Source organism: Streptomyces sp. NPDC088810, from assembly GCF_044750305.1.
GTDB lineage: Bacteria > Actinomycetota > Actinomycetes > Streptomycetales > Streptomycetaceae > Streptomyces.
Genome location: NZ_JBIVJQ010000001.1, coordinates 1,454,418 through 1,475,563 on the forward strand (window position 1 = coordinate 1,454,418; position 21,146 = coordinate 1,475,563).

The following is a 21,146-nucleotide window of genomic DNA, read 5'->3' on the forward strand; positions in this document are numbered from 1 at the left end:
ACCAACTCGTGCCCGCCCGCCAACGTCACATACAGCGCGAACTCAGCCGTCCAGATACCAGCCCGCGGCGAGAGCCGTGAAGGCCGTCCAGGCGGCCGGCGTGACGACGAGCGGACGGATGCCCTTGTCCTTGGAGTCGCGGACGCGGACCGCCTCGGGACGCAGGGCGACCTCGACGCAGTTGTCCCCGTCTCCGCCGCTGTAACTGCTTTTGAACCAGTCCAGCTCGGGGGTGGTGCTCATAGCGCTCCTCGCATCTGTTCCAGCAGCTCCACGGTAGCCCGGCAGTCCAGGGCCTGGGAACGCAGCTTGCCATAGCGCTGATGGAGGACGCTCACTTCGCCGGGATCAGAGATCAGACTGCTCGACCGGTGTCCCTCTGTGTAACCGAACCACTGATGTTCGGGCGTCTCGGCCATGTACAGCTGACCGTCGGCTCCACAGTGGCCTTCCTGGCGCAGGGGCATGATCTGGATCTCGACGTTGGTCCGTTCGCCGACACTCAGCAGATGGTCGATGACAGTCCTGGTGACCGTGGGGCCACCGACCCGGCGTTCCAGAACGGCCTGCTCGATGATGAACGTGAAGGCGGTGTTCGGCCGCTCGGCCAGTAGTGTCTGCCGCTCCAGGCGCGCCCTCACCTTCTGATCGATCTGCTGCTCGGTGTATGGCGGAAGTTGACGCTCAAACACCGCCCGCGCGTACTGCTCCGGCTGCAACAACCCCGGAACCGCCCGACACTCATACGCGTACAGGGAGATCGCCTCTTCCTCGATCCCCGCCCACTGCTGGAACCAGGAAGCCAGCCCCGCCCTCCTCGTCAGACTCCTCGCCGCCGCCGTGAGGACCTTCGCCCCGACAGGCCCCAGCACTTCACCAGCCCGTGCCGGCAGATCCCCCGGAGGGAACCGTTTGCCCTGCTCGATCTTGGCGACGTACGCGGCTGAGTACCGTACTCGCGGCGCGAACTTCTCCTGTGTCAGCCCGGCTCCTTCCCGGAGTGCCTTCAGAACGGCACCGAAGGTCTTGAGGCTGTCGGAGAGTTCCGCTTCAGCGTTGTTCGTGCCGCCTCCGCCGTGGTCCACCGCCATCGCCGCGCGCCTCCTGTGCTCACGTCTCCGTGCCCTCACCGAAACCCCACCCGCCCACCCAGGGTCACGGGGAGTTACCCACCCAGTCCAGAGTGTGCACTGATACAGTCGTGTCTGTATGGGCGTCGTACCTGTTGGCGGGGAGGACGTGAGCAGAACGCTGGCTTCATGCCAACGTCAGAGGCCCAAGCGGCTGTAACCGTAAGTGTGTTCGTCCAACGCTTCTCCGCCACCCGCAGAGGGGCCCGTCTCGCCCGCAGACTCGCCGCGCACCGTCTCCACCGCTGGGGCATGCCGTACGGCGGTCCGGCCTCCGACACCGTCACTCTCGTCGTCGCCGAACTCGCCGCCAACGCCGCCCTCCACGGCCGCGTCCCGGGCCGGGATTTCGAGCTGCGCCTGACTTTCGACCGCGCCGCCGGTGTCGTGCGCGTCGAGGTCTCCGACACCCACCCCGGGCGGCCCGAGCCCCCTGAACCGGCGCACCCCTTGGACACCGACGGCGGTAGGGGACTGCTCCTCGTGGCGGCCGTCGCCGCGCGCTGGGGTGTCGGTGAAAGGACTGGACCGGGCAAGACGGTGTGGGCGGAGTGCGAGGTGCCGCGATCGGCCGCTGTCAGTGGGGCCGGGTAGGGTTGTCGATCAGTTGGAGTTGACGGCCGGTGTGGGCTGAGTCCGTGCCCGCGCATGCCCGCGCTTCTGGGGGGAAGCGGCCGCAACCTTCGTACGCGTGCGAAGAAGGGATGCCGTGCCCAGCATCACCACCGTCGTGGCCCAAGCTCTGTACACCGCCGCCACCGTCCTGCGAGAGGACGCGCCGCAGGACGGACTGGTATTCGGGGTCCTGTGGGAGCGGGTCCTCTCCCGCAGCCCACGCCTGGAGGCGGACTGGGTGAGCGCGGTGGACGAGGCCCCGCAGGAGAACAACACGCCCTTCAAGGATTACGTGAACCGGGCCGCTATCAACCTCGTCAGGGCTGGATGGCTCTACCGGGGTAACCGCCGCTGGCAGTTGACCGGCATCGGCGTCGACGCCCTCGATCGCTGGCCGGACCCGGTCGACTTCTACGGGGAGGCGGGCCGGCGCTACCGGCGGTGGGAGCGGCAACAGCAGCTCGTCTCCGTCGCGGTCAACGCGCTGGAAAAGCTTCCCGACGGTGGTCACTGGGTCGCCTTGCAGGAGGTGGCCGAGGAGTACGGCGTCGATTCCGGTGTCCTCGGGCCGGTGCTGCGCGGGACGCGCCCGCCGGGCTGGTATCTGGCGCTGGGCGAGGAGGGGGAGGCGGGCGCGGGGCTGCCCCTGTGGCCCTTCGAGCGCGACATGTGGCGCTCGCTGCTCAACGAGGAAGGCCTTCTCGACGACGGACGCAGCAGTGTGGACACCGTCCGGGCCCTGCCCGACCGGCGCAGGCCGGTCCGCGAGGCGCTGGCGGCCAGGCAGCCCGCGGAGGTAGCGGAGGCGGGCGACGAGGAGGAACTGCCCCGCCAGCTCTGGATCATCCGGGGGGTGGACGCCGTCACCGGCGTGTCCCTCATCCGGGGACCGTGGCGCGACCACTCGGTGGTCACCTTCGACACGGGCTTCCAGACTCCGACCCTGGCGGCCCGCGATCTGGAGAGCGTGCGCGGGGTGGTCGACTCGGCGCTGCCCGCCACAGCGCCGTCCCGTCGCGAAGCCGTCGCCCACGAGCTGAACGCCTTCCTCAACCGCATGCGCAAGGGTGACATCGTGCTGTCCACCGACGGCTTCGAGACGTATGTCGGAGTCGTGGGCGGACCGGCCACGCACACCAAGGAGCGGCTGTCGCGCCCCGTCGACTGGCGCAACCTGGACAAGCCCCTGGACTTCTTCAAGGACCTGCCCTCCGGGCTCTCCGGAGTGGTCCAGGACGCGGACTCCCAGGTCCTTGAGGCCACCGAGTACGCCGAGACCGTCCTCGCCCTGATCGGCGACATGCCGCGCGCCACCTCGCTGCCGACGGGCCGGGCGGCGCTGCCCGACGCCACCGCCGAGCTGGCCGAGGCGCTGCACATGCCCGACGCGACCTGGCTCCAGGACTGCGTCGAACTCCTCCGCGCCAAGCCACAGTTGATCTTCCACGGGCCGCCCGGCACTGGCAAGACGTACATCGCCCTCGCGCTCGCCCGCCACCTGGCCGGCGCCTCCAGCGCGACCAACGTACGTCTGGTCCAGTTCCACCCCGCCTATGCCTACGAGGACTTCTTCGAGGGCATCCGACCCCGCCTGGCGAGCGACCAGCCGAGCAAGCAGACGAACAAGCAGCAGGACGGTGACACGGACGGCGGGCTCGCCTACGACCTCGTCAAGGGACCGCTGCGCAAGCTCGCCGACGAGGCGGAACGGCGCCCGGCCGAGGTCTTCGTCCTGGTCATCGACGAGATCAACCGCGGCCATCTTGCCAAGATCTTCGGCGAGCTGTACTTCCTCCTGGAGTACCGCACCGAGCGGGTCCACCTTCTCTATGGTTCCGACAAGGGCAGGGGCTTCCGTCTCCCGCCCAACCTCTACATCCTCGGCACCATGAACACCGTCGACCGCTCGGTGGCGTACATGGACGCGGCCATGCGCCGCCGCTTCTCCTTCATGGAACTGCACCCCGACACCCCGCCGGTGACGGGCGTACTGGCCTCCTGGCTGCGCAAGCGCACCGAGCTGCAGGGCGGCGACCCGGACACGTACGACGACGCGTACGTCCGTCTGCTGGACGAGATCAACCGCCTGCTCGCCGCGAACACCCCTGGCGACCGCTCGTTCCGCGTCGGCCCCTCCTACTTCATGCAGGACCTCGCCCACGCGGGTGACGGCGCCCTCGAGCGGTTGTGGCGCACCCAGATCATCCCGCTCCTCACCGAGCACCACTGGGGTGACGGCGTCGACGTGGAGGCGGTTTACGGGCTCCCGGCCCTGTGCGACCGGCTGGAGATCCGCCTGAGCGGCGACGGCGCTGCGGGTGCCGCCGGCGCGGCGTCCGGCGCGGTCTCCGCCCCCGCGAACCCGTGACCGCCCACCGCACCCGGCCGCCCCACCCCTGCCGGGACACCGCCGGGCTCATCCCGCTCAAGGAAGGCGACGGCTGGACGAGCTGGGAGCTCACACCCGACCAGGCCCGGACGCTCGCCGATCATGAGAAGCTCGTCCAGATACGCCCCGGGACGGCCACGCACTGGCGGCTGAAGGCCCGGGACCGGGTCGGTTCCGTGCGACTCGGCTCAGGTGACGGCACCGTCCAGCTGGTCATCACCCCCAAGGTGCCCGTCGACCGGCTCCTCCACCTCGTCTCGTACGCCCCCGACCGCGTCGAATTCGACCCGAGGCCCGTCGCCGCCGAAGCCCGCCCCGACCTTCTGCCCGCTCTCGCGCACGCTTTCGTCTCGGCCGCCGACCGGGCCCTGCACCACGGCGTCCTGCACGACTACCGGGAGACCTACGACACGTTGCCCGTCGTCCGCGGCCGCATCCGCCACGCCGACCAGCTCCGCCGCAGGCCCGGTGTCCCCGTACCCCTGGAGGTCCTCTACGACGACCACACCCCCGACATACCGGAGAACCGCCTCCTCCTCGCCGCCACCCGCCGCCTGCTGCGTGTCCCCGGCCTCGACTCCGCCCCGCGCGCCGCCCTCCAGCGACTCACCGCCCGCCTGGACGGAGTGCGCGTCCTGCCCGCCGGAGCCCCGGCCCCCCACTGGATCCTCGACCGGCGCAACGCCCGCTACGCGCACGCTCTCGCCCTCGCGGACCTCGTCCTGCGCGGCGCCTCCTACGAACTCGGTGACGGCCGGGAGCGCGAGATTGCCGTGGACGGAATGCTGGTGACCATGTGGCGGCTCTTCGAGGCGTACCTGGCGCGAGCGGTCGGCGAAGCCCTGCGTCACCGCGTCGGTGGCAGGCCCGAGCCGCAGGACCGGAATTTCTTCCTCGACGTCGAGGGCAGACACGTACTCAAGCCGGACCTCGTGCACTATCTGCCTTCTCCGCACGACGGAGTCCTGCGGCAGGCCGTCGTCCTCGACGCCAAGTTCAAGACCAGACCTCAGCGGGACGACCTGTACCAGATGACCGCCTACTGCGTCCGGCTCGGTCTCTCCGAGGGGCATCTCGTGTACGCCTCGGGCACGCCGGGCCTGGTGGAGGTGTCGGTGGGGGAGGGAAGGCTGAGGATCTGGCGGCACGTCGTCGACCTTTCGCGCCCCTGGCGGGACCTGGCGGCGGACATAAAGTCGCTTGCCGAGTCCGTCGACGCCGCCCGCACGATGGTTGGACGGTGAGAGCCGCGGTGTCGGTAGGAATCCCGGCGCACGGACGCACGCCTCTCACGGAGGGGTGATGCCGGACGTTTCCCGGCACGCTCGACTCCGACGGCACCACGGTTAGTCCGTGTCCGACAAGCACGGTAAAGCGGTCAAGAGCACGATGGAGCGCAGGAGCGAGGCGCCCGCGTCGCTATCCGTCCCGGACGCCCGACACACACTCGCGTCGGCTGTTCCGGTCGCGGGAGGAGTTCGACCGTCCGCTGCAACGCTTGTCGTCCGCCGAGGACGCGTATGGCAACGACCATGCACCCCATTGGAGGCAGGTTGAGCGCACTCTCCGGGAGCTGCCGGACGCGGGCGGCGACCACTTGGGGGTCGGCCGGGCAACGGTGAGTGGTCTGGAAGCGCACATGAGTGGGGAGGGCGGATCCGACCATACGCCAGTCGTGAACTCCACGTAGGCGGCGGAACTGGTTCGCCCGGGCCAGGCCCAGGATCGGCCTCCGCCGCATAACGGCCCTTGCTGGTGAGGTCCTGACCGTAAGCACCAGCAATGCTGCAGTAATCCTGCGAACGGGTGACCTTGGACGCTCTCCACGGGGCCAGCGCTCTCACGCTTGGTGGCGCCTTGCAGTGTCTTGTCACGTACGACAAGCGGGTGCTGGAGGTAGCCAGGGCAGGGGCACTTCCCGCATACGCGCCTGTATGGCGGCCTGAGCCCGAAGCTCGCCGACGGCATACCGACTGTAGGGATCCCACAGTGTGCGGCATGAGCGACTGTCGGTGCCCGCTTGCCCGCGCGCACGGCGGTACCGATAGGTTTTCGACTGAAGCCGCCTGCCATCCACGGGTTCGGGCGGATGTGTCAGACCGCTATCGAAAGGGTGATCCGTTGAGCCGCTCGGTTCTCGTCACCGGAGGCAACCGGGGCATCGGCCTCGCCATCGCCCGCGCTTTCGCCGACGCCGGCGACAAGGTCGCGATCACGTACCGCTCGGGTGAGCCGCCGGCCGGCTTCCTGGCCGTCAAGTGCGACATCACCGACCCGGAGCAGGTGGAGCAGGCCTACAAGGAGATCGAGGACCAGCACGGTCCGGTGGAGGTCCTGATCGCCAACGCCGGCGTCACCAAGGACCAGCTGCTGATGCGGATGTCCGAGGAGGACTTCACCTCGGTCATCGACACCAACCTCACGGGCACCTTCCGGGTCGTCAAGCGCGCCAACCGCGGCATGCTGCGCGCCAAGAAGGGCCGGGTCGTCCTGATCTCGTCCGTGGTCGGTCTGCTCGGCTCGGCGGGCCAGGCAAACTACGCCGCCTCCAAGGCCGCCCTGGTCGGCTTCGCGCGTTCCCTCGCCCGGGAGCTGGGCTCGCGCAACATCACCTTCAACGTCGTCGCGCCCGGCTTCGTCGACACCGACATGACCAAGGCGCTCACCGACGAGCAGCGTGACAACATCGTGTCGCAGGTGCCGCTCGGCCGTTACGCGCAGCCGGAGGAGATCGCCGCGACAGTGCGGTTCCTCGCCTCGGACGACGCCTCGTACATCACTGGAGCCGTCATTCCGGTTGACGGCGGACTGGGAATGGGTCACTGATCACCATGAGTGGAATTCTTGAGGGCAAGCGCATCCTGGTCACCGGGGTGCTGATGGAGTCCTCCATCGCCTTCCACGTCGCCAAGCTCGCCCAGGAGCAGGGCGCCGAGATCATCCTGACCGCGTTCCCGCGGCCCACCCTGACCGAGCGCATCGCCAAGAAGCTGCCGAAGCCGGCCAAGGTCATCGAGCTGGACGTCACCAACGACGAGCACCTCGCGCGCCTGGCCGACGTGGTCGGCGAGGAGCTGGGCGGCCTCGACGGCATCGTCCACTCCATCGGCTTCGCGCCGCAGGACGCGCTCGGCGGCAACTTCCTGAACACGCCGTTCGAGTCGGTCGCCACCGCCATGCACGTCTCGGCGTTCTCCCTGAAGTCGCTGACCATGGCCTGCCTGCCGCTGATGCAGAACGGCGGCTCGGTCGTCGGCCTCACCTTCGACGCCCAGTACGCCTGGCCGCAGTACGACTGGATGGGCCCGGCCAAGGCCGCACTGGAGGCGACCAGCCGCTACATGGCGCGCGACCTGGGCAAGCAGAACATCCGCTGCAACCTCATCTCGGCGGGCCCGATCGGCTCCATGGCCGCCAAGTCCATCCCGGGCTTCAGCGAGCTGGCCTCCGTGTGGGACAGCCGCGCCCCGCTGGAGTGGGACCTGAAGGACCCGGAGCCGGCCGGCCGCGGTGTCGTCGCCCTGCTGAGCGACTGGTTCCCGAAGACCACGGGCGAGATCATCCACGTCGACGGCGGCCTGCACGCCGTCGGCGCCTGACCTCCGCAGCACACCGACGCCCCGTCTCCCGCCGCCGGCGGGGAGCGGGGCGTCACCCGTTCGGCTCACCGGCCGGGCCGCCGCCGGGCCGGCGGCGCACCCTGGATTACGCCTCTCCCGCACGTCCCTCCGCAGCCCGGCCGAGGAGGTCCCCTTGTGCGCCTGTCCCGCAGCCTGGCCCCGGTGACCGTGGCACTCGCCGTCGTCCTCTCTCTGCCGTACGACGCGCTGTCCCACGCGCGCGTGAGCGACGGCAAGCCGCCCGCGCCGAGCCGGTTCGGCGCCTCCTGCCGTACGACCGTGCAGGGCTCCCATGTGCTGGCCCATTGCCACAACCCCTATGTCGACACCGACCGGGTGCGGCTGCACATCGAGTGCGACCGCTGGTGGGACATCGACACCGACAGCGCCCCGGTGGACGCCGGGCCCGCCATGACCGTACGGCTCACCGGCCGGTGCTGGAAGGAGGTCCGCTCGGTCTGGATCAGCCACCAGAAGGCGCGGTGAACCGGCCCGGATCGCACAGGAACGGATAGCTCGCGGCCTCCACCGCCGCCGCCTGCGTGTCGCCCGCGCGGATCGCGTCGACCAGGCGCGTGTGGTCCATGTGCGTCTCCGGCGTCAGCTCCGCCCCGACGTCCGCGCGCAGCCACTCCCGCAGCACCTCGCCGAGGTCGGCGTACATCGCGGTCATCACGTCGTTGTGGGAGGCGGCCACCACGGCCAGGTGGAAGGTGGCGTCGGCGGTCACGAAGGCCTCCGCGTCGCCGCTCTCCCAGGCCTCCTCGCGCCGCGCCAGCAGCGTCTCCAGCTGCTTGAGTTCCTTCTCGGTGCGCCGCTCGGCGGCGAGCTTCGCCGCCGCCGACTCCAGCGTGGACCGCAGTTCGGCGATGTGCCGCGGGTCGGCGCCGGCGAAGCGGCGGTGCATCACGCCGGCCAGCTCGCTGGTGGCCACGACGTACGTGCCCGAGCCCTGACGGATGTCCAGCAGACCGTTGTGCGCGAGCGCGCGGACGGCCTCGCGGACGGTGTTGCGGGCGACGCCGAGCTGCTCGACCAGTTCCGGCTCGGTCGGGATGCGCGAGCCGACCGGCCACTCGCCGGAGGTGATCTGGGTGCGCAGTGCGGCGATGACCTGCTCGGACAGCGCCGACCGGCGCGGGTGGCTCAAGGGCATGGCACACCTTCGCACGACAGGCCCGGGCGCGGGACCCACGGCCATGGACAACCAATCATCCCATGATTCTATGATGGGTCCCATGGCCAGTGAGGAAACCCGGACAGTGCACACCCGTACGGCGATGTCGTCGGCCGAGAGCCGTACCCCCGGCGTGCCGCGCCCCCAGGAGGCGGAACCCGGCGCGGACCGCACGCGCGCGTGGGCGACCCCGCTGGTCGTCGCCGGCATCGTGCTCTCCGCGCTGAACCTCCGCCCGGCCATCACCAGCCTCGGCGCCCTCCTGGAGGAGGTCCGCGACGGGCTCGGCATGAGCGGCGGCGTGGCCGGCCTGCTCACCTCCGTGCCCCCGCTGTGCTTCGCCGTCTTCGGCGTCACCGCCCCCCGCCTGGCCCGCCGCTTCGGCCCGGCCGCCGTGGTGTGCGCGGGCATGGCTGCCATCGCCGCCGGCCTGCTCATCCGGCCGTACCTCGGCAGCACGCCCGGATTCCTGGCCGCCAGCGCGCTCGCCCTGATGGGCATCGCCGTCAGCAACGTCCTGATGCCGGTCATCGTCAAGCGCTGGTTCCCCGACCGGGTCGGCTCGATGACCGGCCTGTACTCGATGGCCCTCGCCCTCGGCACCTCCGTCGCCGCCGCGGTGACCGTCCCCCTGACCGACGCCCTGGGCGGCGGCTGGCAGGGCGGCCTCGCCGTGTGGGCGGCCCTCGCCGCCGCGGCCGTGCTGCCCTGGCTGCCGCTCGTCCGCGACCGTGGCACCGCCCGGCCGCAGGAGCCGGTGCACGGGGCGGCCCGTCCGCAGGAGCCGGGGCGCGGGGCGGCCCGGCAGCAGGCACCGCTGCGCATCACCCGCAGCCGCACCGCCTGGGCGCTCGCCGTCTTCTTCGGCCTCCAGGCCACCGCCGCCTACGTCACCATGGGCTGGATGCCGCAGATCTTCCGGGACGCCGGTGTCCCCGCGGGCACCGCGGGCGTGCTGCTCGCCGTCACCATGGTGATGGGCGTGCCGCTGGCCTTCGTCATCCCGCGGGTCGCCACCCGGCTGCCCCACCAGGGGCCGATCGTGCTCGTCCTGGGCGCCTGCGGCCTCGCCGGGTACGCCGGGCTGTACCTCGCCCCGGCCGGCGGCGCCTGGGTCTGGGCGGTGCTGCTCGGCGTCTCCAACTGCGCGTTCCCGCTCGCGCTGACCATGGTCGGCATGCGGGCCCGCAGCGGTGCGGGCGTGGCCCAGCTGTCCGCGTTCGCGCAGAGCACCGGCTATCTGATCTCCATCCCCGGCCCGCTGCTGGTCGGCGTGCTCTACCAGCAGAGCGGCGGCTGGGGGCTGCCGATCGCCCTCATGGCGGCCCTCATGGTGCCGCAGACGGCTGTGGGCTTCCTGGCCGGCCGCGACCGCACGGTGGAGGACGAGGCGACACGCTGACCCCCGCCCGGGTGCCCCGGCGCCGCCGTGCGGGACGCGGGGTGCCAGACTGGGCGCATGCAGCCTGTGCTCGACCCGAACCCGCAGAACGGCCAGAAGAAGATGCTGCTCGTCTTCGGTTCGTTCCTCGCCATCTTCGTGATCATCGCCATCGTGGCGACCCTCGCGTCCCCGTGACGGCGGCGTCTCTCCCCGCCGATGGTGGGGCTGACCCCACCATCCCCTAGGGGGAAAGGCTCAGGGTCGACTGGGTGGAAGTCCGGATGGGCCGGCGGCCCCGGATTCCGTAGCTTCGAGAGGTGACCGCACCCTGCGGTCCCGGATCCGCTCGAAGTCCCACGGAGGCGATCATGCCGACCCGCATCCACTCCCGGCCCCACCCGGCCACCACGGGCGGCGTCGACATCAGGCTGCCCTGGTGGGCGCTCGCCCTGCCCGCCCTCGCGTTCCTCGTGCTGCTCGCCCTCGTACTGGACCCGGCCGACGCCCACGCGGCGAGCGGCGACCCGGCGATCGCGCGCCTCCTGGAGCGCGCCCAGCAGCTTGTCGCGCCGTGACGGCAAGCCACCTCACGCGGTGAACCCGCATGTCAACTCCCTGCGCCGGGTGGCCTGTTTCATGCGAAGCTGGGTCCCATGAGCGTCGCAGAACCCCGCAGGATCGTCCTCTTCCGGCATGCGAAAGCCGACTGGCCCCAGGTCCCCGACCACGAGCGCCCGCTCGCCGAGCGGGGCCGCACGGACGCCGCCGTCGCCGGACGCAAGCTGGCCGACACCGGCATCACCTTCGACCTGGCCCTGTGCTCCACGGCGACCCGCACCCGCGAGACCTGGAAGCTCGCCGTCCACGAGCTGGCCCACCGGCCGAAAACCGTCTACGAGGAGCGGATCTACGAGGCCTCGCCCGGCGAGCTGATCGCCGTGCTCAACGAGCTCCCGGACGAGGCGCACCATGTGATCCTGATCGGCCACAACCCCGGCGTGCACGGCCTGGCCGACATCCTGGCCGGCTCGGCCGAGGACGACGCCCGCGAACGGATGAACCGCCGCGGCTTTCCCGCCGCCGCTTTCGCCCTGCTGGCCTTCGAGGGCCACTGGAAGAGCCTCGAGCCCGCCGTGGCCAGGCTCACGGACTACTGGGCGCCCTCCGACTGACCCGGCGCCGAGGCAACGCCGACGACGGCAGGGCCCGGCCCCGCACGGGGCGCCGGGCCCTGCCGGTGGCCGGACGCGGGCAGGGGCCCGCTCAGTCCTCGTCGTGCATGTCGGCGGCCTCGACCTCTTCCCGGGTGATGCCGAGCAGGTAGAGGACCGTGTCGAGGAAGGGGAAGTTCACCGCCGTGTGCGCGGCCTCGCGCACCACCGGCTTGGCGTTGAAGGCCACGCCCAGGCCGGCCGCGTTCAGCATGTCCAGGTCGTTGGCGCCGTCGCCGATGGCCACCGTCTGCGACAGCGGCACCCCGGCCTCCGCGGCGAACCGGCGCAGCAGCCGCGCCTTGCCCGCCCGGTCCACGATCTCGCCGGAGACCCGGCCGGTCAGCTTCCCGTCGACGATCTCCAGGGTGTTGGCCTGCGCGAAGTCGAGGCCGAGCCGCTCCTTCAGATCGTCGGTGACCTGGGTGAAGCCGCCGGAGACCACGCCCACTTGGTAGCCGAGGCGCTTCAGGGTGCGGATCAGCGTGCGCGCGCCCGGGGTCAGCCGGACCTCCTCGCGCACCTTGTCCACCACCGACGCGTCCAGACCCTTCAGCAGCGCCACGCGCGCGTGCAGCGACTGCTCGAAGTCCAGCTCCCCGCGCATCGCCGCCGCCGTGACCTCGGCGACCTGGTCCTCGCAGCCGGCGTGCGCGGCGAACAGCTCGATGACCTCGTCCTGGATCAGGGTCGAGTCCACGTCCATGACCACCAGCCGCTGGGCACGCCGGTGCAGGCCCGCCGCGACCACCGCGATGTCGACACCCAGTGCCGCCGCGTCGGACACCAGGGCCGTGCGCAGGGGCTCGGTCTCCACGCCGGAGACGGCGAACTCCACTGCGGTCACCGGGTACTTGGCGAGCCGGAAGATACGGTCGATGTTGCCGCCCACCTTGGCGATCCGCGCGGCGACGGCTGCCGTCGACTCGGCGGTGAGGGGGTGGCCGAGCACGGTCACCAGGGAGCGTCCGAGACCGCGCGGACGGTTGTCGCCGTGCCCGGAGATGATCTCCGCCTGCATCTTCTGCGACTCGGCCCAGCTGTGCACGGTGGCCCTGAGATCACCCTCCAGGCCGGCCGGCGGCTGCGTGATCAGCGCGCACAGCACCAGGCGGCCCCGGGTGACGACCTGCTCGATGTCGACCACGTCGACGAGGTAGGCGGCAAGCGTGTCGAAGAGGCCGGCCGTGATGCCCGGCCTGTCCCTGCCGAAGATCTTGACGAGGAGGGTGGGGACCTCGGGGGTCTGCGAAGCGGAGGTCTGCGAAGCGCTCATGGTGTCACCACCGTATCCGGCACCGAGTGCCTCCCGCCGCCGAGGTCCGCCTGACGGACACGGCACCATGGGTGCCGGGCCGGTGTCAGGGATACGTCCACCGGAACGACACCGCCCGCAGGAGCGGTACCGACCCGGCTCCACCACGAGGGTCCCACGGGTCGCTCCGGACGGCAGGTCAAGGGCCGGGTTTCGGTCAGGGGGCCGAGCCTGAAATAGTTCCCCACGATGTTCGACATCCCTAGACTCCCCGCGACGGGGGTAATTCGGGGGACAACTCAGTGGGGCATGGAGTGCCGGAACTCGTACTCGAAACAAACGGACGTACCTGGACACTTGATCCGTCCAGGGCATACATCCTCGGACGCGATCCGCAGGGGGACATCGTCTTCGACGACGCCAGGGTCTCCTGGCGGCACGCCACGATCAGCTTCAACGGCCGCAGTTGGGTCCTCGAGGACCACGGCAGCACCAACGGCACGTACGTGCAGGGCCAGCGGATCCAGCACATGGAGCTGGGCCCCGGCTCGGCGCTGCACCTCGGCAACGCGACCGACGGTCCGCGGCTGAACCTGTCCGCGGCCGCCGCACCGGTCGGCGGCCCGGCACAGCAGCCGCAGGCGGCGGCGCCGTACGCGGCCCAGGGCGCCGGCGCGCCCGCCTGGGCCCAGCAGCCCCCGCAGCAGGCGCCCGCGCAGCAGCAGGCCGCCCCGCAGCAGGCCGTGCCGCACCAGGCACCGGCGCACCAGCAGGCATCCCAGCCGGACTGGCAGCAGCAGGCCGCGTTCCCGCAGCAGCAGGCCGGCGCGGCCGAGCCGTACGCGCAGACGCCCGGTGGCGCGGGGGCGCCGCCGGTCCACGGGGACCGCAGCCCGACCACGTTCCACGAGTTCGCGCTCGGCCGCGTGATGCGCATCGGACGTGCCCTGGAGAACGACCTGGTCGTCTCCGACCTGCAGGTTTCCCGCAACCACGCCGAGTTCCACGCCACGCCCGACGGCCGCTTCGAGATCCGCGACCTCGGCTCGCACAACGGCACGTACGTCAACGGCCAGCCGATCGCCAAGGGCGGCTCGGCGCTGCTCGGCCCGAGCGACATCGTCGGCGTCGGCCACTCCACGTTCCGGATCGTCGGCGACCGCCTCGAGGAGTTCGTCGACACCGGTGAGGTCTCCTTCTCGGCCCGCCATCTGACCGTCACGGTCGACGGCGGCAAGCAGATCCTGAGGGACGTCTCCTTCGGCGTACCCGAGAAGTCGCTGGTCGCCGTGATCGGACCGTCCGGTTCCGGCAAGTCGACCCTGCTCAAGGCGCTCACCGGCTACCGGCCCGCCAACCAGGGCGAGGTGCTGTACGACAACCGGAACCTGTACAAGCAGTTCGCCGAGCTGCGTCAGCGCATCGGTCTGGTCCCGCAGGACGACATCCTGCACAAGGAGCTGACCGTCAAGAAGGCCCTGAAGTACGCGGCCAAGCTGCGCTTCCCGGCCGACACCACGGCGGCCGAGCGCGACGCCCGCATCGACGAGGTGCTGCGCGAGCTGAAGCTCGACATCCACAAGGACAAGAAGGTCACCTCGCTCTCCGGCGGCCAGCGCAAGCGCGTGTCGGTGGCCCTGGAGCTGCTCACCAAGCCGTCGCTGATCTTCCTGGACGAGCCGACCTCCGGTCTCGACCCGGGCATGGACCGCGACGTCATGCAGCTGCTGCGCGGTCTCGCCGACGACGGCCGTACGGTCCTGGTCGTCACCCACTCGGTGGCCGAGCTGGCGCTGTGCGACAAGCTGCTGGTCATGGCGCCGGGCGGCGCGGTCGCCTACTTCGGCCCGCCGGAGGAGGCGCTGAACTTCTTCGGCTACGACAGCTGGGCCGACGTCTTCTCCGCCTTCGAGAACTACCGCGACTACGACTGGGCGGGCCGCTGGAAGGGCTCGCAGCACTACCAGATGTACGCCGCGGACGTCGACTCGGTCGCCCCGCAGGCGGTCCAGATGCCGCCGATGCAGGCGATCAGGCCGCCCAAGCCGCAGGGCTGGTTCTCCCAGTTCGTCACCCTGGTGCGCCGCTATGTGTCGGTCATCGCCTCGGACCGCGGCTTCCTGGCCCTGATGGTGCTCCTGCCGGCCGTCATCGGTTCGGTCAGCCTGCTGATCCACCCGGACCGCGGCCTGCTGCCCAACGGCCCCAACCCGCAGACCGGCCAGATCGTGCCCAACGGCACCGCCACCACCGTGCTGCTGATCCTGGCCGTCGGCGCCTGCTTCGCCGGTGCCGCCAACTCCGTCCGCGAGCTGATCAAGGAACGGGTGATCTACGAGCGGGAGCGCGCCACGGGCCTGTCCCGGTCGGCGTACCTGATGTCGAAGGTGTTCGTGCTCGGCGTGATCACCGGCTTCCAGGGGCTGCTGGTCGGCGTCATCGGCTTCGGCCGGCGCGAGATCCCGGACGAGGGCCTCATCCTCGGTCACGCCACCCTGCTGGAGCTGTCGCTGCCGATCATGGGGCTCGGCTTCGCCGCGATGATGTTCGGGCTGATCATCTCCTCGCTGGTGAAGACCGCCGAGAAGACCATGCCGCTGCTGGTCATGTTCGCGATCATCCAGGTCGTCTTCACCGGCTGCCTGTTCGCCCTGCACGGCACGGTCGGCGTCAACGAGTTCTCGTACCTGATGCCGTCCCGCTGGGCGGTCGCCGCGGCCGGCGCCACGCTGGACTTCAACCGGATCAGCCCGCCGGAGACCGCCGGCGACAACGACCCGCTGTGGAACCACACGGTGGGCGCCTGGGCCGGGGACATGATCGCGCTGATCGCGCTCGGCGTGCTCTGCGGCTTCTTCGTGGCCCGCTTCCTGCGCCGCCACGAGCCGGAGGTCATGCGCAAGTAGCCGCGCCGGTTCCGCGCCGGTACGACGCCGAAGGGCGGCGCCCCGTGATGGGGTGCCGCCCTTCGGCGTGACGTCGCAGAGGTCCCGCGCCAGGGCCTCAGTACGCGCTGTTGACGTTGTCGATGGAGCCGTACCGGTGGGCCGCGTAGTTGGCGGCGGCGGTGATGTTCGCGACCGGGTCGTAGATGTTCCAGGACGTGCCCGCGACGTGGTAGGCCTGGAAGGTCGGCGGGATGACCTGCAGCAGACCCTTGGACGGGATGCCGTTGATGGCGTTGATGTCCCAGTTGTTGATGGCCGTGGGGTTGCCGGAGGACTCCCGCATGATGTTGCGGTGCAGGCCGCTGTAGCTGCCCGGGATGCCCTTGGACTTCATGATGTCCAGGGCCTGGCGGATCCAGCCGTCGAGGTTGTTGGAGTACGTCTTCGCGGCGACCGTCTGCATCTGCGGGCGCTCCACGGAGCGGCTGACGGCGGCCTTCGCGGCGCGCTGCTGCGCGGCCTGCTTGGCGGCGGCGTCGGCGGCGGCCTTCTTCGCGGCGGCCTCCGCCGCCTGCTTGGCGGCGGCCTTCTTCGCGGCGGCCGCGTCGGCGGCCTTCTTCTGCGCCGCGAAGGTGTCGAGCTTGACGATGTCGGCGGCGAGCTGGTCCGTGACCGTGCCCTTGACGTTGTGCAGGACGGTGCCGGAGGCGACCTGGGAGGCGGCGACCTGGGCCGTGGTGGCCGGGGCGCCGGTGGTGACGGTGTCGGCGCTGCTCGGGGCGGCCGACAGGGCCAGGGCGGCGGTGCCGAGGGCGGCGACACCGGCGACGGCGATCCTGTGCTGCTTGGTCAGCACACGACTATGAGCTCGGTTGAGGAAGTTCTTGGGCATGGCTGGTGGACCTCTTCGGATAGCGCGGAGGTCGCTCGTGCGTCCGCCGGGGGAATCGGCTCCTCCCGCACGAACGCCGCGGGGCCGAAACCCGCGGCGCCGAGCGACGGAAGCAATTCTTAGCGGGCGCAAAATGCCCAGGCAAAGGTGTGACGTACGATGCCGGATAGTGGATCAGGGAAGGGCAAAACGGGACAGACAGGGCCGTCTGTCCCGTTCATTGGGGGCGGTTTATCTCCTATGCCCTTTCGTACGTGATGCAGGCCCTATGCGCGGCGTCACACGGCGCCCCGGGCCATCTCACCCGTAGTTGCCGCCGCAACGCTCTGTGTGAGGGCTCTCCTCCGGGAGGAGGAGATGGACGTCGCCGAACTCGTGCCACAGGTAGAGCCCGCGCAGCGCCTCCTCGTAGGCCCGGCCGACCGCCGCCCGCCCGGCGACCGCCTCCAGCATCAGCAGATGGGAGGCCTCCGGCTCGTGCAGCCCGGTGAGCAGCCCGTCCACCACCCGCACCCCGCGCCCGGGCGTGACCACGAGATCCGTCCACCCCTCCGCCGCCCGCACCACCCCGTCCGGCCCCGCGGCCGACTCCACCGCCCGCACGGCCGTCGTCCCGACCGCGATGACCCGCCCGCCCGTCCCGGTGAGGCCCTCGCGCCCCGTCCCGCCGGCCCGCGCCGCGTTGATCAGCCGCGCCGACGCCTCCGGCACAGCGAACCGCTCCGGACACGGCGGTTCGTGCGCCTCCGCCGAGGACACCCCCGTGTGCAGCGTCACCGGTGCGAACTGCACCCCCCGGCTCACCAGCTCCGTCACCAGCCGCGCGGTGAAGGGCCGGGCCGCGCTCGGCATCTCCGCACTGCCCGACCCGTCCGGCGACGGCAGGGCGAACACCGTCTGGTACACCGACAGCGGCTGGTCCCGCTCCGTATAGGAGTAGCGAATGGGCCGCCCGTGCTCCCGCAGCACCTCCCGCACGTCCGCCCCGGCGACCCGCGCCCACCACAGCCGCTCCGCGCCCGCGCTCAGCGGCTCCGCCAGCCGCAGCCGGCCCCCGCCCGGCAACGCCACCTCTGTGCCCGCGGGCGAGCCCGCACGTGCGCGCGTAGTGCCGCGCCCGTCCGGTTCCCGCAGCTCCACCGCCCACCGCCCGTCGTCCCCGCGCACGGAGAAGTGCACCACCACGCGCGCGGGCCCGATCCGCCCGTCCACAGCGGCGGCCAGCGTCGGAGAGGTGTTCACCACCAGCAGGTCCCCGGCCCGCAGCAGCCCCGGCAGCTCGCGGAACGCGTGATGCGTCACCTCCGTACCGCGCGACACCAGCAGCCGTACGGCGTCCCGCCCGAGCCCGGGCCCCCGCTGCTCGGCCGGCACGCGCGCGGACAGCTCCCCGGGGACCCGCACGGAGACGGTCACAGCGCCTCCAGCAAGGCCGACGCGGTGTACCGGCCGCTCGCCGGGCGCCGGTCCAGCAGCCGCAGGAAGGCCGGCGCGACCTCCTCCGGCGCCGGCGTCCCCGACAGGTCCTCGTCCGGCTCCGCCGCGGCCAGCATGTCCGTCCGCATCCCGCCCGGATCCACCCACCAGACCCGCAGGCCCGGCTCCTCCACCGCGAGCACCGCGGACAGCTGGTCCAGCGCCGCCTTCGTCGCGCCGTACGCGCCCCATGTCCGGTAGGCCGCCGCGGCCGCGTCCGAACTCACGTCGACCACCGCGCCCGCGGGCGCCTTCCGCAGCAGCGGCAGCGCCTCCTGGAGCAGCCCCAGCGGGGCCACCACGTTCGTCTCCAGCGCCGCCCGGAAGCCGTCCAGCGGCTGACCGCCGAGCGGCACCAGCGGCTCGGCACCCAGGATCCCCGCGTTGTTGACCACCAGGTCCAGCCCGCCGAGCCCGTGCGCCGCCGCCACCAGCTCCGCCCGGTGCCCGCCGTCCGTGACGTCCCCCGGCAGTGCCACCACGCGCGTGCCGTACCGCGTGACGGCCCGCGCGGCCGCCTCGAGCGCGCCGGCGCCCCGGGCGTCGAGCACCAGGTCCCAGCCGCGCCCGGCCAGCGCCTCGGCGAGCGCCCGCCCCAGCCCCCTCGAGGCCCCCGTGATGATCGCTACCGGCATGACTACCGTCCCCTCGTCGCCCACCGCCTCCGTCGGGCGGTGCGCACACCGTAGGAACGGCACCGCACGGTCCGCCTCGGCCCCGGGCCGCACGGCACCGGGTCCCTTCGGCGTACACCGCGCGCCCGGGTCCCTTCGGCGTACGACCCGCGCCCCCGACCCCGCGGCCTACGCCACCCGCCCTAGGACCAGCGGACCGGATCCCGCCGTCACGGGGCCGATCCGCGCTGTCAGACCCCGCCGGTACCGTGAGGACATGAGTCAAGGCCCCCGGTCCGGCCTCGCCGCGGTGAGTTCCGCGCTGCTGGCCATGAGCAGGCACCTGGAGGTGCGCGACGTCCTCAAGACGATCGTCGCCTCCGCCCGCGACCTGCTCGACGCGCAGTACGCCGCCCTCGGCGTCCCCGACGACCACGGCGGCTTCGCCCAGTTCGTCGTGGACGGCGTCAGCGAGGAGCAGTGGCGGGCCATCGGGCCGCTCCCGCGCCAGCACGGCATCCTCGCCGCGATGCTGCGCGAGGCGAAGGCGGAGCGCCTCGCCGACGTGCGCAAGGACCCCCGCTTCGAGGGCTGGCCGGGCGCCCACCCCGACCTGGCCGACTTCCTGGGCCTGCCGATCAAGGACGGCGAGGAGGTCATCGGGGCGCTCTTCCTCGCGAACAAGCGCTGCGCCAAGCCGGAGGGAAGCTGCGGCTTCACCGAGGACGACGAGGAACTGCTGTCCATCCTCGCCCAGCACGCCGCGATCGCCCTCACCAACGCCCGTCTCTACGAGCGCAGCCGCGAACTGACCATCGCCGAGGAACGCTCCCGCCTCGCCCACGAACTGCACGACGCGGTCAGCCAGAAGCTGTTCTCGCTGCGCCTGACCGCCCAGGCGGCAGCCGCGCTCGTCGACCGCGACCCCGCCCGCGCCAAGGGCGAACTGCACCAGGTGGCCTCCCTCGCCGCCGAGGCCGCCGACGAACTGCGCGCCGCCGTCGTGGAGTTGCGGCCAGCCGCCCTGGACGAGGACGGCCTGATCGCCACCCTGCGCACCCAGACCCAGGTCCTCGACCGCGCCCACAGCGCGCGCGTGACCTTCACCAGCAACGGCTTCCGCGCCCTGCCCGCCGCCCAGGAGGAGGCCGTGCTCCGGGTCGCCCAGGAGGCCCTGCACAACGCCCTGCGCCACTCCGGCGCCGACCGGGTCGACGTGAGCATCGGGCGGCGCGGCTGCGGAGCCGTCCTGCGCGTCACGGACGACGGCAGCGGCTTCGACCCGACGGCCGTCCGCCGCGCCGGACGCCACCTCGGCCTGGTCTCGATGCGGGACCGCGCGAGCGGGGTCGGCGGCACGCTGACCGTGGAATCGGCGCCCGGCAAGGGCACCACGATCGAGATGGAGGTCCCCGGTGGGTGAACCGATCAAGGTCCTGCTGGTCGACGACCACCAGGTCGTCCGCCGGGGCCTGCGCACCTTCCTGGAGGTGCAGGACGACATAGTGGTCGTCGGCGAGGCCGCCGACGGCGCCGAGGGCGTCGCCCGCGCCGAGGAGCTGCGCCCCGACGTCGTCCTCATGGACGTGAAGATGCCGGGCCTGGACGGCATCGACGCCCTGCGCAGGCTGCGCGAACTCGACAACCCCGCGCGCGTGCTGATCGTCACCAGCTTCACCGAGCAGCGCACGGTCGTCCCGGCCCTGCGCGCGGGCGCCGCCGGGTACGTCTACAAGGACGTGGACCCCGACGCCCTCGCCGGCGCCATCCGCTCCGTGCACGCCGGGCACATCCTGCTCCAGCCGGAGGTCGCCGACGCCCTGCTCTCCCAGGAGGAGGCCAATACCGGTCAGGGCAGAGGGAGTTCGCTCACCGAGCGGGAGCGCGAGGTGCTCGGTCTGATCGCGGACGGCCGCTCCAACCGGGAGATAGCCCGCGCCCTCGTGCTGTCCGAGAAAACCGTCAAGACGCACGTCTCCAACATCCTGATGAAACTCGACCTCGCCGACCGCACCCAGGCCGCGCTGTGGGCCGTACGCCACGGCGTGGCCGGCTGAAACGCCCTGACCGACGCCTCACCCACGGCAACCCGAAGGGTCACGGTCCGGGCCGACATTCATACCCTCGTGGGAATGTCACCCGGATGGCGCATCCCCCGGTGATCCCGGCCGTTCTCCATGAGTGCCGCGGTGATCGCCGCGGGGAACGTCCAGGAGGGGTTGACAGTGAAGAATCTGAAGAAGGCAGCGGCCGTGACGATGGTGGCCGGTGGCCTGGTGGCCGCCGGGGCCGGCCTGGCCTCCGCCCACGGCGGTGCCCACGCGGCCGGCGAGGCCGTCGGCTCCCCGGGCGTCGCCTCGGGCAACGTCGCCCAGGTCCCGGTGCACGTCCCGGTGAACGCGGTCGGCAACAGCGTGAACGTCATCGGCGTGCTGAACCCGGCCTTCGGCAACCTCGGCCTCAACCGCTGAGCTCCGGCCGGCAACGACCCCAGG

The 21,146-nt window shown here is 71.6% G+C and carries 21 protein-coding genes; 14 read left to right on the plus strand and 7 right to left on the minus strand.

Annotated features, from left to right (window positions below; genetic code table 11):
• Positions 1–42: 42 nt before the first annotated feature.
• A complete protein-coding gene (locus ACIP4Y_RS06645) occupies positions 43–243 on the minus strand; it encodes a DUF397 domain-containing protein (protein ID WP_401388522.1) in 201 nt (66 codons plus the stop codon).
• Positions 240–1,091, minus strand: a complete 852-nt coding sequence (locus tag ACIP4Y_RS06650; RefSeq protein ID WP_401388525.1) for a helix-turn-helix domain-containing protein — start codon at positions 1,089–1,091, stop codon at positions 240–242. The genes ACIP4Y_RS06645 and ACIP4Y_RS06650 overlap by 4 nt, the downstream gene beginning before the upstream one ends.
• A gap of 207 nt (positions 1,092–1,298) precedes the next feature.
• On the opposite strand from ACIP4Y_RS06650, the gene ACIP4Y_RS06655 reads away from it, so the two are divergent.
• The 6 genes from ACIP4Y_RS06655 (at position 1,299) to ACIP4Y_RS06680 (ending at position 8,240) form a co-directional block, all read left to right on the plus strand.
• The gene (locus ACIP4Y_RS06655) at positions 1,299–1,724 is read left to right on the plus strand and encodes an ATP-binding protein (protein WP_401388528.1); all 426 of its coding nucleotides are present in this window, start codon (positions 1,299–1,301) and stop codon (positions 1,722–1,724) included.
• Positions 1,725–1,839: 115 nt separating this feature from the next.
• A complete protein-coding gene (locus ACIP4Y_RS06660) occupies positions 1,840–4,113 on the plus strand; it encodes an McrB family protein (protein ID WP_401388530.1) in 2,274 nt (757 codons plus the stop codon).
• Positions 4,110–5,378 carry an McrC family protein gene (locus ACIP4Y_RS06665; protein WP_401388533.1) on the plus strand — a complete coding sequence of 423 codons (1,269 nt, stop codon included), beginning with the start codon at positions 4,110–4,112 and terminating at the stop codon, positions 5,376–5,378. The genes ACIP4Y_RS06660 and ACIP4Y_RS06665 overlap by 4 nt, the downstream gene beginning before the upstream one ends.
• Before the next feature lie 877 nt (positions 5,379–6,255).
• The gene (fabG, locus tag ACIP4Y_RS06670) at positions 6,256–6,960 is read left to right on the plus strand and encodes a 3-oxoacyl-[acyl-carrier-protein] reductase (protein ID WP_356150904.1); all 705 of its coding nucleotides are present in this window, start codon (positions 6,256–6,258) and stop codon (positions 6,958–6,960) included.
• Between the two features lie 5 nt (positions 6,961–6,965).
• Positions 6,966–7,733, plus strand: coding sequence for an enoyl-ACP reductase FabI (fabI, locus tag ACIP4Y_RS06675; protein WP_401388536.1), 768 nt, complete (start codon positions 6,966–6,968; stop codon positions 7,731–7,733).
• A 156-nt stretch (positions 7,734–7,889) separates the two neighbouring features.
• Positions 7,890–8,240 carry a hypothetical protein gene (locus ACIP4Y_RS06680; RefSeq protein ID WP_401388539.1) on the plus strand — a complete coding sequence of 117 codons (351 nt, stop codon included), beginning with the start codon at positions 7,890–7,892 and terminating at the stop codon, positions 8,238–8,240.
• On the opposite strand, the gene ACIP4Y_RS06685 is transcribed toward ACIP4Y_RS06680, so the two are convergent.
• The gene (locus ACIP4Y_RS06685) at positions 8,218–8,910 is read right to left on the minus strand and encodes a FadR/GntR family transcriptional regulator (RefSeq protein ID WP_358647694.1); all 693 of its coding nucleotides are present in this window, start codon (positions 8,908–8,910) and stop codon (positions 8,218–8,220) included. The genes ACIP4Y_RS06680 and ACIP4Y_RS06685 overlap by 23 nt on opposite strands.
• Before the next feature lie 82 nt (positions 8,911–8,992).
• Between ACIP4Y_RS06685 and ACIP4Y_RS06690 the strand changes: the two genes are divergently transcribed.
• The 4 genes from ACIP4Y_RS06690 to ACIP4Y_RS06705 all read left to right on the plus strand — a co-directional run bounded on the left by ACIP4Y_RS06690 (position 8,993) and on the right by ACIP4Y_RS06705 (position 11,487).
• On the plus strand, positions 8,993–10,333 hold the full coding sequence (locus ACIP4Y_RS06690; RefSeq protein ID WP_401388542.1) for a CynX/NimT family MFS transporter: 1,341 nt from the start codon (positions 8,993–8,995) through the stop codon (positions 10,331–10,333).
• Positions 10,334–10,390: 57 nt separating this feature from the next.
• Positions 10,391–10,510: an SGM_5486 family transporter-associated protein gene (locus tag ACIP4Y_RS06695; RefSeq protein ID WP_106971956.1), complete on the plus strand. Its 120-nt coding sequence runs from the start codon at positions 10,391–10,393 to the stop codon at positions 10,508–10,510.
• Positions 10,511–10,683: 173 nt separating this feature from the next.
• Positions 10,684–10,890 (plus strand): hypothetical protein, encoded by a 207-nt coding sequence (locus tag ACIP4Y_RS06700; RefSeq protein ID WP_401388545.1) that lies wholly within the window; start codon positions 10,684–10,686, stop codon positions 10,888–10,890.
• Between the two features lie 78 nt (positions 10,891–10,968).
• Complete coding sequence (locus tag ACIP4Y_RS06705) at positions 10,969–11,487, plus strand: SixA phosphatase family protein (RefSeq protein WP_401388548.1); 519 nt, start codon at positions 10,969–10,971, stop codon at positions 11,485–11,487.
• A 91-nt stretch (positions 11,488–11,578) separates the two neighbouring features.
• On the opposite strand, the gene serB is transcribed toward ACIP4Y_RS06705, so the two are convergent.
• Complete coding sequence (serB, locus tag ACIP4Y_RS06710; protein WP_401388551.1) at positions 11,579–12,802, minus strand: phosphoserine phosphatase SerB; 1,224 nt, start codon at positions 12,800–12,802, stop codon at positions 11,579–11,581.
• A gap of 293 nt (positions 12,803–13,095) precedes the next feature.
• Here serB and ACIP4Y_RS06715 point away from each other — a divergent pair, with 293 nt between their 5' ends.
• Positions 13,096–15,687 (plus strand): FHA domain-containing protein, encoded by a 2,592-nt coding sequence (locus ACIP4Y_RS06715; protein ID WP_401388554.1) that lies wholly within the window; start codon positions 13,096–13,098, stop codon positions 15,685–15,687.
• Between the two features lie 97 nt (positions 15,688–15,784).
• On the opposite strand, the gene ACIP4Y_RS06720 is transcribed toward ACIP4Y_RS06715, so the two are convergent.
• The 3 genes from ACIP4Y_RS06720 to ACIP4Y_RS06730 all read right to left on the minus strand — a co-directional run bounded on the left by ACIP4Y_RS06720 (position 15,785) and on the right by ACIP4Y_RS06730 (position 18,672).
• Complete coding sequence (locus ACIP4Y_RS06720) at positions 15,785–16,561, minus strand: transglycosylase SLT domain-containing protein (RefSeq protein ID WP_401388557.1); 777 nt, start codon at positions 16,559–16,561, stop codon at positions 15,785–15,787.
• Positions 16,562–16,861: 300 nt separating this feature from the next.
• On the minus strand, positions 16,862–17,977 hold the full coding sequence (locus ACIP4Y_RS06725) for an S-adenosylmethionine:tRNA ribosyltransferase-isomerase (protein WP_401388560.1): 1,116 nt from the start codon (positions 17,975–17,977) through the stop codon (positions 16,862–16,864).
• The gene (locus ACIP4Y_RS06730) at positions 17,974–18,672 is read right to left on the minus strand and encodes an SDR family NAD(P)-dependent oxidoreductase (protein ID WP_401388563.1); all 699 of its coding nucleotides are present in this window, start codon (positions 18,670–18,672) and stop codon (positions 17,974–17,976) included. Before ACIP4Y_RS06730 ends, ACIP4Y_RS06725 begins: the two co-directional genes overlap by 4 nt.
• Positions 18,673–18,928: 256 nt before the next feature.
• On the opposite strand from ACIP4Y_RS06730, the gene ACIP4Y_RS06735 reads away from it, so the two are divergent.
• The 3 genes from ACIP4Y_RS06735 (at position 18,929) to chpE (ending at position 21,122) form a co-directional block, all read left to right on the plus strand.
• Positions 18,929–20,074 (plus strand): GAF domain-containing sensor histidine kinase, encoded by a 1,146-nt coding sequence (locus tag ACIP4Y_RS06735; RefSeq protein ID WP_358647679.1) that lies wholly within the window; start codon positions 18,929–18,931, stop codon positions 20,072–20,074.
• Positions 20,067–20,708, plus strand: coding sequence for a response regulator transcription factor (locus ACIP4Y_RS06740; RefSeq protein WP_358647678.1), 642 nt, complete (start codon positions 20,067–20,069; stop codon positions 20,706–20,708). The genes ACIP4Y_RS06735 and ACIP4Y_RS06740 overlap by 8 nt, the downstream gene beginning before the upstream one ends.
• A gap of 168 nt (positions 20,709–20,876) precedes the next feature.
• Positions 20,877–21,122 carry a chaplin ChpE gene (gene chpE, locus ACIP4Y_RS06745; RefSeq protein ID WP_358647676.1) on the plus strand — a complete coding sequence of 82 codons (246 nt, stop codon included), beginning with the start codon at positions 20,877–20,879 and terminating at the stop codon, positions 21,120–21,122.
• The last annotated feature ends 24 nt before the right edge of the window (positions 21,123–21,146 follow it).